Source organism: Novipirellula galeiformis (genome assembly GCF_007860095.1).
GTDB classification, from domain to species: domain Bacteria; phylum Planctomycetota; class Planctomycetia; order Pirellulales; family Pirellulaceae; genus Novipirellula; species Novipirellula galeiformis.
This window is the reverse complement of the sequence record NZ_SJPT01000008.1, coordinates 81663-93690: the sequence shown is the minus strand read 5'-3', so window position 1 is coordinate 93690 and position 12028 is coordinate 81663. Positions and strand designations below refer to the sequence as shown.

12 protein-coding genes are annotated in these 12028 nt (G+C 55.9%); 6 read left to right on the top strand and 6 right to left on the bottom strand.

Annotation, left to right across the window (positions count from 1 at the left end; all coding sequences use genetic code 11):
- Positions 1–103: 103 nt before the first annotated feature.
- Complete coding sequence (locus Pla52o_RS20040; protein ID WP_146596417.1) at positions 104–1384, bottom strand: mechanosensitive ion channel family protein; 1281 nt, start codon at positions 1382–1384, stop codon at positions 104–106.
- A 234-nt stretch (positions 1385–1618) separates the two neighbouring features.
- Here Pla52o_RS20040 and Pla52o_RS20035 point away from each other — a divergent pair, with 234 nt between their 5' ends.
- On the top strand, positions 1619–3346 hold the full coding sequence (locus Pla52o_RS20035) for a purine-cytosine permease family protein (RefSeq protein WP_146596416.1): 1728 nt from the start codon (positions 1619–1621) through the stop codon (positions 3344–3346).
- A gap of 36 nt (positions 3347–3382) precedes the next feature.
- Positions 3383–4879: a mannitol dehydrogenase family protein gene (locus Pla52o_RS20030; RefSeq protein WP_146596415.1), complete on the top strand. Its 1497-nt coding sequence runs from the start codon at positions 3383–3385 to the stop codon at positions 4877–4879.
- A gap of 202 nt (positions 4880–5081) precedes the next feature.
- On the opposite strand, the gene Pla52o_RS20025 is transcribed toward Pla52o_RS20030, so the two are convergent.
- Together Pla52o_RS20025 and Pla52o_RS20020 are read right to left on the bottom strand one after the other, a co-directional pair.
- On the bottom strand, positions 5082–5996 hold the full coding sequence (locus tag Pla52o_RS20025) for a DUF1559 domain-containing protein (RefSeq protein ID WP_146596414.1): 915 nt from the start codon (positions 5994–5996) through the stop codon (positions 5082–5084).
- 74 nt (positions 5997–6070) lie between these two features.
- On the bottom strand, positions 6071–6499 hold the full coding sequence (locus Pla52o_RS20020) for a hypothetical protein (RefSeq protein WP_146596413.1): 429 nt from the start codon (positions 6497–6499) through the stop codon (positions 6071–6073).
- Positions 6500–6931: 432 nt separating this feature from the next.
- Between Pla52o_RS20020 and arsC the strand changes: the two genes are divergently transcribed.
- The 4 genes from arsC (at position 6932) to Pla52o_RS20005 (ending at position 8975) form a co-directional block, all read left to right on the top strand.
- Positions 6932–7282 (top strand): arsenate reductase (glutaredoxin), encoded by a 351-nt coding sequence (gene arsC, locus Pla52o_RS20015; RefSeq protein ID WP_146596412.1) that lies wholly within the window; start codon positions 6932–6934, stop codon positions 7280–7282.
- A gap of 143 nt (positions 7283–7425) precedes the next feature.
- On the top strand, positions 7426–7638 hold the full coding sequence (locus tag Pla52o_RS27785) for a hypothetical protein (protein WP_315852967.1): 213 nt from the start codon (positions 7426–7428) through the stop codon (positions 7636–7638).
- A 460-nt stretch (positions 7639–8098) separates the two neighbouring features.
- Positions 8099–8569 carry a hypothetical protein gene (locus Pla52o_RS27780; protein WP_315852966.1) on the top strand — a complete coding sequence of 157 codons (471 nt, stop codon included), beginning with the start codon at positions 8099–8101 and terminating at the stop codon, positions 8567–8569.
- Between the two features lie 187 nt (positions 8570–8756).
- Positions 8757–8975 (top strand): tautomerase family protein, encoded by a 219-nt coding sequence (locus tag Pla52o_RS20005; protein ID WP_146596411.1) that lies wholly within the window; start codon positions 8757–8759, stop codon positions 8973–8975.
- Between the two features lie 196 nt (positions 8976–9171).
- Here the strand turns inward: Pla52o_RS20005 and Pla52o_RS20000 are convergent, their stop codons facing one another.
- From Pla52o_RS20000 to Pla52o_RS19990, 3 genes are all read right to left on the bottom strand, one after another.
- Positions 9172–9756 (bottom strand): DUF3299 domain-containing protein, encoded by a 585-nt coding sequence (locus tag Pla52o_RS20000; RefSeq protein ID WP_146596410.1) that lies wholly within the window; start codon positions 9754–9756, stop codon positions 9172–9174.
- Positions 9757–9880: 124 nt separating this feature from the next.
- Positions 9881–10558, bottom strand: a complete 678-nt coding sequence (locus Pla52o_RS19995; protein WP_146596409.1) for a DUF3299 domain-containing protein — start codon at positions 10556–10558, stop codon at positions 9881–9883.
- A 32-nt stretch (positions 10559–10590) separates the two neighbouring features.
- Positions 10591–12024 carry a hypothetical protein gene (locus tag Pla52o_RS19990; protein ID WP_146596408.1) on the bottom strand — a complete coding sequence of 478 codons (1434 nt, stop codon included), beginning with the start codon at positions 12022–12024 and terminating at the stop codon, positions 10591–10593.
- Positions 12025–12028 lie beyond the last annotated feature (4 nt).

Below are 12028 nucleotides of genomic sequence, written 5' to 3'. Positions count from 1 at the left end.
ATTGTACGGGAAAGGGGCGAGGCAGTCGTGATGGCGGCGCGGTGGGCGGTTGACGAACCGGACGCCGCGTTTCAGTGCCGCCGCGTTTCAGGGCCGCCTTATTTCAGCGCTCGTCTGGCTGTGGGGCTTCGTCGGGCTGCGGGGTTTCGACCGCCGCCCCAATCGCCTGGGCAATCGCGGGGTCTTTGAAAGTCAACGTTCGATACGGGAAGGGGATTTCGATACCGGCATCGTCGAGGGCACGCTTGATGGCCGCGACGACTTCATCGCGACTGCGACGGATATCGATCGGTCGGGATCCCGTCCACCATGCCACTTCAAAGTTGACGCTGGAATTGGCAAATTCTTGAGCAAAGACTTCAACGGTCCGTTTGCCCTGGACCGATTCGCAGGACAGAACCGCTGATTCGATGACCTTCCGCGATTCGTCGACGTCCTCGTCATAAGCAACGCCGCAGATCAGCCGCACACGGCGTTGCGGTTGGCTCGTCAACACGTCCACGTTGTTCTTGAAGAGCGTCGCGTTTGGGACCACGGCTAGCTCGCCGTCGAGTCGTCGAATCAGGGTATTGCGAATCGTGATCTGTTCGACTTTGCCGGTCAGGCCTTCGCAGGTAATGAAATCCCCTCGATCAAACGGGTACCGCCAAAGAATCAAAATTCCCGCGAAGAAGTTTTCGAAGATGTCTTTGAAGGCGAATCCAATCGCCACCGAACCGAGCCCCAGCACCGTCAACGCTTTGGAGGGCGTCATGCCTGGGAACGCAATCACCGTCGCAACGAGCAGCCCCACAATCCAAACGGCGATGGACGTCAGTTGGTACACCAAGTCTTTGAGACTCGAGCGGATCCCCCGTTGGTCGAGTAACCGGTGGGTGATCCACGCGATCGCTTTGGCAAATAGGTAAGTGATCACGAGCACCAACAGCGCTGCGATCAACAACGGCGAACGCTTCAGAAAGTCAGTCCAAAGGACAGTCAGAGAGCTTTGGACCACTTCCTGAGTGCTTTGCAGATCCACACTGTCATCGAGGGTAAGTTCATTGATGACGGCGACCACATCTTCGGTCTTTCGCGCGACATTGGATGCCCATTCGCGGTGCTCGTCGGTGTCGGCTTGTCCCTTGAGCGTGACGATGCCGCTGTCGAGAATGACTTCGCTGTTGGTCAACCATCCCGCTTTGCTGGCGGCGTCATAAATTTTTGTTAACCGCTGGCGAATCGCGGCATCGTCAACGACACCTGCGACCGCGACCGTTTCCGCCGGCGCATTGGCTTGCTGCTCCGCATCGTCAGCGCTGGGCTGTTGGGTCGGTTGGGCGAACGAGGGGAGCGATAAGACCAGAGAAATCGCCAGCAGCGAGAAACAACGTCGATGGAACATAACAATGCATGGGTTGGAGAAATAATGCTAAACCTCCCGCAAATTACCTGAATGCCGCAAATCGTGTTCCACGCAGCAGCAGCAACACGATGCTGCCTCTCTCTTGGAACTTTGCGAACGTCTCGAAACTGGCGTAATGAAACCGAACCTGCGACAATGACCCGATAGCGAGACCCCGACGACCGGTGTCCCGCGCGGCTTATCCAATCTTACTTATCACCCCATGACGACATCATGAGCATCAGCACGGACCCGCAGTCGATTGCGAGTATGAAGTCGGAGCAGCTGCCGATTCCCGATCATAAGCTTCACGGCTGGACGCACTTCGTCGGTCTGTACGCAGCCGAGCATGTCGCTGCGACCGAGTTTGTGATCGGTGCGACCTTCGTCGCTTTGGGGGCGACGACGCAAGACATTCTGATCGGACTGTTGATCGGAAATGTGCTGGCGATCCTCAGTTGGACGCTCATTACCGCGCCGATTGCGGTGCAAACCCGGCTGAGTCTGTACACGTATCTGCACAAGATCGCCGGTGACTCGATGACCAACCTCTACAACTGGGCCAACGTGCTGATCTTTACGGTCATCTCGGCAGCCATGATTACGGTATCGTGCACAGCGGTGCGGCTGTTGTTCAATATTCCTGCGCAATTGCAGTGGTATCCCACCAATGGATTGTTCGTGTTGGTCGTGCTGGCCGTTGGAATGATCGTCGTGCTGGTGGCGATGTATGGCTTTAATGCGGTTGCCGAATTCTCGGGGATTTGCGGGCCCTGGTTGGTGGTGATGTTTATCAGCGGTGCGTTAGTGTTGTTCCCGGCGCTGGCGGAATCGGTGCTGGGCCGCACCGAACTGTGGAGCATCGGAGAATTCATCACGATTGGAGACCAGACGATTTGGACCGGAGTGGACAGCAACGGAGCCCCAGGCATCGGATTGTTGGAAGTGATCGGCTTCGCCTGGGCGGCCAATACGATCACGCACTTTGGTTTGATCGACATGGCGTTGTTGCGCTATGCAAAACGTTCGATCTATGGATTGTGTACTAGTGCGGGGATGCTGTTTGGGCACTATGTCGCCTGGATTGCCTCAGGCATCATGGGGGCGGGGGCGGCGGTGCTGCTGAAGTCGACCATCGCCCAGCTTGATCCGGGGGACGTAGCGTACAACGCCTTGGGTTGGTCGGGATATGTAATTGTGATTGTCGCTGGCTGGACGACGGCGAACGCGAATCTGTATCGGGCAGGGTTAGCCGCCCAGGCGATCTTCCACAATCATTCACGTAAAATGGTTACGTTCACGGTGGGATGTGTGACCGTGGTGATCGCCTGTTTTCCATTTGTGTTTGGCCAAATGCTTCCCTTGCTGACGTATGCGGGGTTATTGGTCGTGCCGGTGGGGGCGATTGTATTTGCCGAGCACGTCCTCTTTCCGCGCATCGGGTTCACTCGATACTGGATGACCTACCGCAAGCTGAATCACAGCACTCCAGCGGTCGCTTCCTGGATCGCCGGGCTGGCGTTCGGATTCGGGTTGAATGCGATGAACGTGATGTCGTTTTACTATCTGTTTCTGCCAACGTGGGTCTTCACGATCCTGTTGTACACCGTGTTGGCAAAGCAGTATGGGGCTGCGGAGAAGTATCCGGCTGAAGAACAGGCCGAGCGGGAGAGGAACACGGCGATCAAGGAATTCCAGACCCAGCAAGCGATCACCGAAGGCGAGCCAGTGAAGGATCATTCCCTGCTGTCCAAAGGCTTGCGTGTCGTCTCCCGAACCAGCTTGGCACTTACGTTGATTCTGGCAATCAAGGTCATGTTTTGGAGTCCGGACATGCTGAGCTACCAAAGCAATGCCGCGACATTTTATACCTGGGGATTCGTTTTCACGGTCACGTATTTCGTATTTGCCTATTGGCATCTGCGACGGGACAAAGCACTCAACAAGCATTTGGCCGAATAAACCGTTCCTGAATTATCAAGACACAACGAGAATCGCATGAACCACTCGACTCCATTGAATCAGAAAAACCTCCCGCAGCTGTCCGGCGAAATCATTTGTCCCCAATACGATCGTAGCCGCTTGACCGCTGGGATCGTGCATGTGGGGGTGGGTGGGTTCCATCGTTCGCACGAAGCCTATTACACCGATGCGTTGCTGAAGACCGGAGACGCGTCGGGGTGGGGGATTTGCGGCGTCGGCTTGCGGCCAGAGGATCGCAAAATTGCTGCCGTGCTCGAGCAGCAAGATTTTCTGTACACGTTGATTCTTAAACACGCCGATGGAAAGATCGAAAATCGGGTGATGGGGTCGCTGATGGGATTCCTATTAGGGTGTGACGACCCCATGGCAGTGATCGACGCCATGGCGAGTCCCGATACCAGAATCGTTTCGCTGACGATCACCGAAGGCGGCTACAACATGGATACCAACACCGGCGAATTCGATTTCACCAACCCTGATGCGCAGCACGATGTCGAGAACCCGACCCATCCCAAATTGGTGTTCGGATACCTAACGGCCGCCCTACGAAAACGGCGAGACCTGGGGCTGCCAGCATTTACGGTCCAGTCCTGCGACAACATCCAGCACAACGGAAACCTGACCCGAAAAATGCTACTGGGTTTTGCACGCAGACAGGATCCCGAACTGGCCGAGTGGATCGAGAGCGAGGTTTGTTTCCCCAATGCAATGGTCGATCGAATCACCCCGGTGACCACGGAAGCCGATATCAAGTACCTGAGCGATCAATTGGGTTTGCAGGATGAATGGCCGGTCACTTGCGAACCGTTTTGCCAATGGGTTATCGAGGACCGCTTTTCCAATGGCAGGCCGGAATGGGAAAAGGTCGGGGTTCAGTTCGTCCCCGATGTCACTCCCTACGAAACGATGAAGCTCCGGTTGCTCAATGCGGGCCATAGCGTGCTGGGAATTCTGGGGTCGGTTTTTGGTTACGAAACCATCGATGAGTGTGTGACTGATAAACTTTTTGCCACGTATCTACGCGCGTTCATGGACCTCGAAGCGACGCCCACGCTGGACGCCGTCGCTGGCATCGATCTGGATGCCTACAAAGAGACTCTGATCGAACGATTCGGGAATCCGAATATTAAAGACAGCCTTCCACGGATCTGTCTGGAAAGCTCCAGCAAACTTCCTGTGTTCTTGATCCCGACGGTCATGGAGAATCTGCAGCGCGGTGGCAGCGTCCAATATGCGGCGTTGGTGATCGCCACTTGGTGTTTCTACAGCGACCGAGGCGTGGACCAGCATGGCAAGCCACTGGAAATCGTGGACAAGCTAAAAGATGACTTGCACAAGGCCGCCAAAGGAACGGGTGATGACAAATTGTCGTTCCTGAAACTGAAGTCGGTATTTGGCGATCTGGCCGAAAATGAACGGTTCAGCAAAGTCTATGCAGAGATGATCGACCGGGTTTATGAACACCCGGACGTCTCCTCGTCGATGCGAACGATCTTGGGCCGCAAAGATTAGCAGACCGCCGGCGAGATAACCCCGTCGGCGAAATCCTCGGCGGTGCCTATCAAGCGAAGCAAGGGATTCGCGAAGCAAGGGGCACGCGAAGCAAGGGATTCGCAAAGCAAGGGGATTCGCCTCTTCCCGCTTTGCTTCCCCGCGTCGTTGCCGACGCTTCCGATGCCCGTTGGGTTGACGCCGTTTGCGGCTGAATGCCGACTCAATATTCGCCCACCACCTCGCCTCCTTGAGTGGTACTGAGTGCTCGGTAGGTATTCAAGTTGATCGAGTCAGTGATGAACCGGACGGAACCGTCACATAACCCGACTTGAACACCGCCGGGGTGGCGGCTCCGCGCGGCGAACATGGTGGGATCGGTCGTCGTCGATACCGCGCAGGGGAGATTCATCTCCGGTTGATTTGTAAAATAGCTCGTCGTGTGCAAGCGATCGGGCAGACTAGTATTGGGGGGCAGATAGGTGGTGAAGTTGCTATTGATCCCCCACCACGACATCCCACGAAGATCGTTGGAAGCCAAGCCTTGCAAAATTTCGCCAAACAGAAAAGTATTGCTGGTGCCGTCGATGACATCGCGGAACTTTTTGAAAATATCCTGATCACCGTTGTTGACCACTCGAAAGGGCGCGCCGCCGTGCACGACGCCATTCAGGTTGGCGGCCTGGGCATAATCGGTGTTGCCAAAGTTCGCACCATAGTTATGGAGCGGCATTTCTGAGTAAGTGCCCGGGATGTCGCTGGGACAAGTATGAGCACTGAGACGCTGCTCGGTCACTTGCCGATTGGTCGTCGAGCTATAACGTCCTGACGTATCTGGGATGTCATACTTTTTGCCATGGTCATACAGCTCATACAAGCTCCCCTGTTCAATGTAGGGAAGCGTAGCAACGACCCATGTCCCCCAGCCCCAACCCCAGGCACCCGCCGGGAACGACCCAAAAGAGTCGTGGTAGTTGTGCATCGCCAAGCTAACCTGTTTCAAGTTATTGCTGCACTGCATCCGCCGCGCCGCCTCGCGTGCGGCTTGCACCGCAGGCAATAGTAGCCCGACCAAGACGCCAATGATCGCAATCACGACCAACAATTCGACAAGCGTAAACCCATTTCGACGTTTCATCTTCAGCCTCCCAGACCTCAGTCCAGTGTAAGAAAAAGAACAACAAGCAATTACTCAAAAATGTCTCGCATCCTCTATGGGATCTCGACGTCGTAGGTGTTCGGCCCGTCACTCGTGATCTGAGTGGATAGCGTGCTGCGTGCGTTGTACTCGTCAGGAATCAATTCTTGGCGGGGCGCAAACAAACTAGGATCGCCCGGGGCTTCTCCTTCGACGGGGACTGGAACTGCGGTATCTTCACTTGCCGCAGAGACACGAACGGTGAATTCGCCAGGAAACACGCCTTGCTCCGGGGCAAGGGCGTAGGATCCGTTGACAATGGCCGCTCCGGCCATCTGCGATCCATCGACCGCAACGAATTGAATATTGCCCGATGGGAGCGGTTCACCGCGATGCGTGACGTTTCCCGAAACCCCCACGCGCCCGTCCGCAGCCGGACCACACCCCGATACCGTTAAAGTCACCACCGCTGCCATGAATACAGTTACCGCAAACAATCGCACCAGAGGTTACCTTAAATTCAGATTGAGGTCGTCAACGTTGCCTAACGTGACCAGATAGGGTCCATAAAGTCACCTACAAATCTATAGGCTGGCGTTTCGCAATGCAACAAGTCCAAGCAAGCGAGGAGAACCCCACCGTTTCAGGGGGCAAGCAAATCCAGACGCACCCCGCACCGCTCGCACTTGTTCATTACAACGCGTCTCATCGCGTGACAGAATCACTTCGGTGCACCGGAGCCGCGACAAAAACAGGCTTTCGAAACAACATCAACACCGCACACGGTCGCTTTCCGACTCCCTGCCCGAAACACGATTTACGAATACAATCGGGCGTTCACCACCGCGGGTTTGCGACCGACCGGATGGTTCGGACGGGCAATCTCCGCACTGACCTTTCTTCCCCGCCAACCTTTCATTACTGATCAACGAAACATGACAACGATTTTCCATAACCCTCGCTGTTCCAAATCTCGCGAAGCGGTGGAACTGCTTCAATCGAGTGGAATCCAATTTGATGTAGTGAAGTACCTGGAGCATCCGCCCAGCGAGAAGGAGCTTGGCAAAATCGTCAAGATGCTGGGAATCAAACCAGAACAACTGGTTCGCAAAAAGGAGAAACTGTTTGCCGAACTGCAGCTCGGCGACAAATCGCTGTCCGACAACGAGTGGCTGGCCACGTTGGCCGCCCATCCAAAGTTGATCGAACGTCCAATCGTCGTTCACAACCAAAAAGCGGCCATCGGTCGTCCGATTGAGAACATCGCCGCGTTGCTTGACGAGTAAGCAACGCTTTACGAGTCAGCAAGCGAGATTGGAGCGATACTCGGTAAATCACGACCCACGTCGCACCTTGGGGACCATGCGGTCGATCCAATCGACAGCCCGCGTGCGCCGTTCCGCTTCACAGCGATGGATCGGTTTGCGTGGTGAGAAAACGTTATACTGGCCCCATCTCACTTGCCAAGGAACCTGCTGCGATGCGACCGATTTTACCGACGTTTTTCGCTGCTCTGATGTTTGTTGGCGTCCCTGCGATCGGCCAACAACCGATCACGCTGAACGACGTGGAAGAAGGCTTACCGGAGATCTCGCCCGACGAGCCGATCGCGAAAGCGTATTCCGCGACCCACGCTGCTTAATACCTGGATCGCTCCGCACTGAACTGGCAAAAGACCAAGAAGTGCGCAACCTGCCATACCAATCTGTTCTATCTAGCGGCGCGGCCCGCACTCAGCACGATCCAGCCAGACTCAGGCGAAGTTCGTCGTTTTTACGAAGACTATCGCCGGCAGCGTTGGCAACAGCGAACGCTGTCCGAAGGCCACGGTTTTTGGACGATCGTCGTCGCTGCGGGGTTAACCTTCAATGACCTGCAAACCACTGGAAAACTGAGCGATGTCGCGTGAGAGACGCTCGAGATCATGTGGACCATCCAACGAGCCGATGGCGGATGGAATTGGCCCGATTGTGATTACGCGCCATTGGAGATCGACGATCACTATGGCCTCACGCTCGCCGCGCTGACCGTCGGCATCGCCCCGGACGAGTACGCCGATACGCCACAGGCCCGCGCAGGTCTTGAAAAGCTGCGCAAGTACTTTGACGACAATCCGCCAAAATCGCTACACCATCGTGCCATGCTCGCGTGGTGCTCGGTGCGAGTGGACGGCATCGCCAACGAATCCAGACGCAACGCTGCAGGAGCTGCTTGCCTTACAACTCGAGGACGGCGGCTGGTCCACCTCCGCACTACTGAGCGATTGGAAGGGACTCGCCCGCCCCGACGACCGTCCGCTGCAAACCAAGACCAGCGATGGCTATGGCACCGGGCTTATCATCGTGATCGCCCGGGAACTCGGATTGCCAGCGAACGACGCGCGGTTGCAGCGTGGCGTCGAATGGATGCACGCCAATCAGCGTGAGAGCGGTAAATGGTTCACCCCGTCCCCGGTCAAAGATTGCGGCAACCTGATCTCCAATGTCGGCAGCGCCTTCGCGGTCCTCGCCCTGCAAGCCTGTGGTGAGCTACCCGCAGGACCGTTCGGTCGTGAAACGCCGGCAACACGCTAGGCGTTCAATGCGGCGCGCGGGCAAAGCGAATACACACCGCAAGTGGACGACGCCGACCCAACATCAGTTATGTGAGGCACATGGTTTGGAGCGTGAAAAGACGGCAACGATTTGTCCCCGTTCGCTGAATCTCCTAAAATTATGATGGCGATTCAATCGACCTTCGATCGTGAAAGGAGTGCTTTAGATGCCACTTGCAACCATTAAAGTGATCGAACACGTTTTCTCTGCGGATGAAAAGCAACAGATAATCGAGAGGGTCACCGATGCGATCGTCTCGGTAGAGGGCGAAAGCCTACGTGAAAAGACGGTCGTGATTGTTGAGGAAGTCAGCAGCGGGGACTGGGGAATTGGCGGCAAACCGTTGACTTCCGATGCAGTAACGCAGCTTCGAACGGCGATGTAGCGATTTTGCCTAAACGCGACGTGGGCCTTGAGTGACAGCACCTCCGCGGCGACGCGTCCGAAGCAATGATTGCGGCATGATCACACCGAGTTCGGCGCAATCACGTGGCGTAGTTAGGTCCTGTACCGATGACTCCGGCGCATTGACGCAGCCTGGCTAGCAGGTGAGCGATGCCGAAGCATCCGCATCCCGCTGATTACTTGACCGTCATGCCGTCGATCTTGAAGATCGCGAAATGAGTTGCCCCGCGAGGGCCTTTGCCGCCGGGATACTTGTACTTTTCCGTATCGATCTTGAACTTGCCTTCGACGGTCACCGGGCGGGTCACAAAGTCGGTCGTTTGGCCTGGGAGCATCTCGACAATCACACAATCAAACAGCGCCGCACCAGGTCCGAAACAGCATTCCTGGTTATCACGCACGAGCACAAACTCGCTGATGTCGGTGTCCTTGAACAAGGTGCTTGGCAGGATATAGCCGCGCAGCTTGACCTTGATGCCATCGAGTCGCTTGACGTCTTGCGACAGCGCCTCCTTTGCAAACGGGGCATCCTTCTCGATTTCAAACTTCAAATCGTCAAAGGTAATGTCTCCCTTGGCGATCGACGCCTCACTGCTTTTGCGTTCGACGACCCCCGCCACCTTCTCGATTGGCCTCTCCCGAGAAGTGGAAGCGGACCGCGTGGACGCCCCTTCGTTCGCACTCGACTTCGGTGAATCGGCCCACACGACCGATGGAATGGCGACGACCAGGAGGGCAAGTGCGGTGTTGTACCAAGGCATGGCGATTTGTCTTTGGAAGGGGAGTGCACGTTGAGGGATAACACGCGGGGTTCGATTGGCCGACGTTTTTTTGGGAGGGGTCGGACAATGCGAGTGACTCGCCGAGCGAGGACAGGCCCCGACTCTAGCGGACTTGGTCCGCTTTTAGTCGATAGAAGATGTTGTTGTCAAAATCAGTCAGCTTCTGGGGAGCGCGATTGAGCTGGAATTTTCCAGCGAGTTTTCGTTTGGTTAGCCCCGCTTTGACATTTTTCCCATGCGCGACGGTGACTTCGATCATGTCACTACTTTTGGGCTGGCCCCCAAAGCAACAGGTCCCGAGGTCGGGAACGAGAATGAATTGTCGCAATGCTCCGCCGCCCGAGGCGGGGTGAATGTAGCCTTTAATAAAGACTTTTTCGCCGTCAATGTCATAGGCAAATCGCGTCGGCGAGTCCGGCACGCTTTGCGGTTGTTGGAGTTCCTGAAACGGAACACGCGTGTAGCCTTCGGGGACTTCCGTCAAGTAAATATAGACGTGCAGCGAGACCCCACAAAGCAGCAACGCGGCATTTGCGATCAAACCAAATTTCGCCAGAGCCCCGCCGCCAAATTCGTCGGGAAATTGCTTCGTGGCTCGCAGTCCAACGATCCCTGCCGCCACTCCCACGGCTGTCAAAATCAACAGCGGCGAGAAGGTGGGGATCAGTCCTGGCAGCGCCAAGACAAAGAAGATCATCGATGCAATTGCCGCTCGGCTGACCGCACGATACGGGAAATCGACCGCATCGCTAGACGATGACATTTGAAGTTCAGCTGACATTGGTTTCTTTGAATCGGGAAAGACGCGGCAACTTATTTAGGCCCTTCCACAGGAATCATGACAGCGGCGGGACCACCGGAAAGCAATAAAAACTGCCCGATCATGATCGTGGAGAGCGCCAAGGAAACTACGTAAGCCAACCGCCAAGGGTTCGCGGGGACCGCACCGGTTCTCGCAGCAAAGGAAGCCGCCAGCACGGGCGAATTGGCGGCCGTAGCGCCAGCCAAGCTCCCACGGTCGCGAGAGCTCGAATCGCCTGCATTGGGACCGAGCACGGCATAGTCACGATCCTTCGATTTTCGGATAACCGAAGAACTAGAGCCCGTCGTATCCTTGGCAGGAACGGGAATCGCGAAAAAGGTATTGGCTCGCTTGACACTTTCGGGATCGACCTTCTCCAGCTCCTTGAGTGCGGCGTCCGCTTCGGGCAGTGGACAGGCGCGTAAGTAGTTCACGACGGGGACGCGAACCCAGTTGTTGTCGGCATCCGCTTCGATAAACAACTGCTTCATCTTGTCGACCTGGCTCCAATCGCTCCAGCGAGCGAGGTCGGGAATGACAAGATCGGCCAGGTCTTTTCGGTCGAGCACATGATGCAGCGATTCGACCAACGCACTACGATCGATCACTTCGCCCTCGGTCCCGTGAAAACGAATCGCCATGATCGCCGCGTAGGTATCGGCGTAGGGAGCCTTGCTGTTCTTGAGGAACAGTTCGTCGATCACGGGGAGGCCTTTTTCGCCGGACAGGGTCAAATAGCAAGCGACCAACGCATCGAGACCGCTGCGCGAGCTCTTTTGGGTGCTGCGAAGTTGGGCTTCGAGCATCGGCAGGTCCTTTTCGTCACCACAAACCCCCAACAAGGTCAGATACAAGCGGCGGCGTTCAACGGTCGCTTCTGGGTCATTAATCCAGCTAACCAATGCGGCGTGATCAATTTCCGGTGCGAGTGCTTTGATCACCGGGTAAGGTGTCGTTGCGAATTCGTCGTAAGCGTCTCGCGAGAGCATCGTTTCTTCGTCTTGCAGGAAGCGATAATAGAAACGCAGTCGAGTCAGGTCATCGTCAGGCAGTTGGGTGAGTTTCACCACATAATCTTCGGCTCGCTCGCTGAGCGGCAGGCACGACCACTGCATTTTAGGGGGATCGACTCCGGAAAGCATAAAGGACCGCCCCGCTTTGACATCGCCGTAATAGATCGCATTGACCTCTTGGCCGACTTTGACAAGCGTGTCGCCCTTGAGCACCTTTTCGATCTTCATCAGCACTTCGCCCGTTTCTTCGTTACGAGCGGATTCGCGGTCGACTGCGGTGGCAATCACCACGGCGTCCATGACGGCCATTTCTTGACGCAGCGTTTGGGATACCGCGTTACAGAAGGGACAAGCCAAAGTTTTTGTCCCCACAAAACTGCTCACCCCCACGGCGAACACGAGCAGAGAGGTGGTGAAAATACGAAACGACATAGAT

What these genes read in the sequence shown, in the direction of transcription:
- Pla52o_RS20040 (WP_146596417.1), bottom strand. Translation starts at nt 1,384, where the DNA reads ATGTTCCATCGACGTTGTTTCTCGCTGCTGGCGATTTCTCTGGTCTTA.
- Pla52o_RS20035 (WP_146596416.1), top strand. Translation starts at nt 1,619, where the DNA reads ATGAGCATCAGCACGGACCCGCAGTCGATTGCGAGTATGAAGTCGGAG.
- Pla52o_RS20030 (WP_146596415.1), top strand. Translation starts at nt 3,383, where the DNA reads ATGAACCACTCGACTCCATTGAATCAGAAAAACCTCCCGCAGCTGTCC.
- Pla52o_RS20025 (WP_146596414.1), bottom strand. Translation starts at nt 5,996, where the DNA reads ATGAAACGTCGAAATGGGTTTACGCTTGTCGAATTGTTGGTCGTGATT.
- arsC (WP_146596412.1), top strand. Translation starts at nt 6,932, where the DNA reads ATGACAACGATTTTCCATAACCCTCGCTGTTCCAAATCTCGCGAAGCG.
- Pla52o_RS20005 (WP_146596411.1), top strand. Translation starts at nt 8,757, where the DNA reads ATGCCACTTGCAACCATTAAAGTGATCGAACACGTTTTCTCTGCGGAT.
- Pla52o_RS20000 (WP_146596410.1), bottom strand. Translation starts at nt 9,756, where the DNA reads ATGCCTTGGTACAACACCGCACTTGCCCTCCTGGTCGTCGCCATTCCA.
- Pla52o_RS19995 (WP_146596409.1), bottom strand. Translation starts at nt 10,558, where the DNA reads ATGTCAGCTGAACTTCAAATGTCATCGTCTAGCGATGCGGTCGATTTC.
- Pla52o_RS19990 (WP_146596408.1), bottom strand. Translation starts at nt 12,024, where the DNA reads ATGTCGTTTCGTATTTTCACCACCTCTCTGCTCGTGTTCGCCGTGGGG.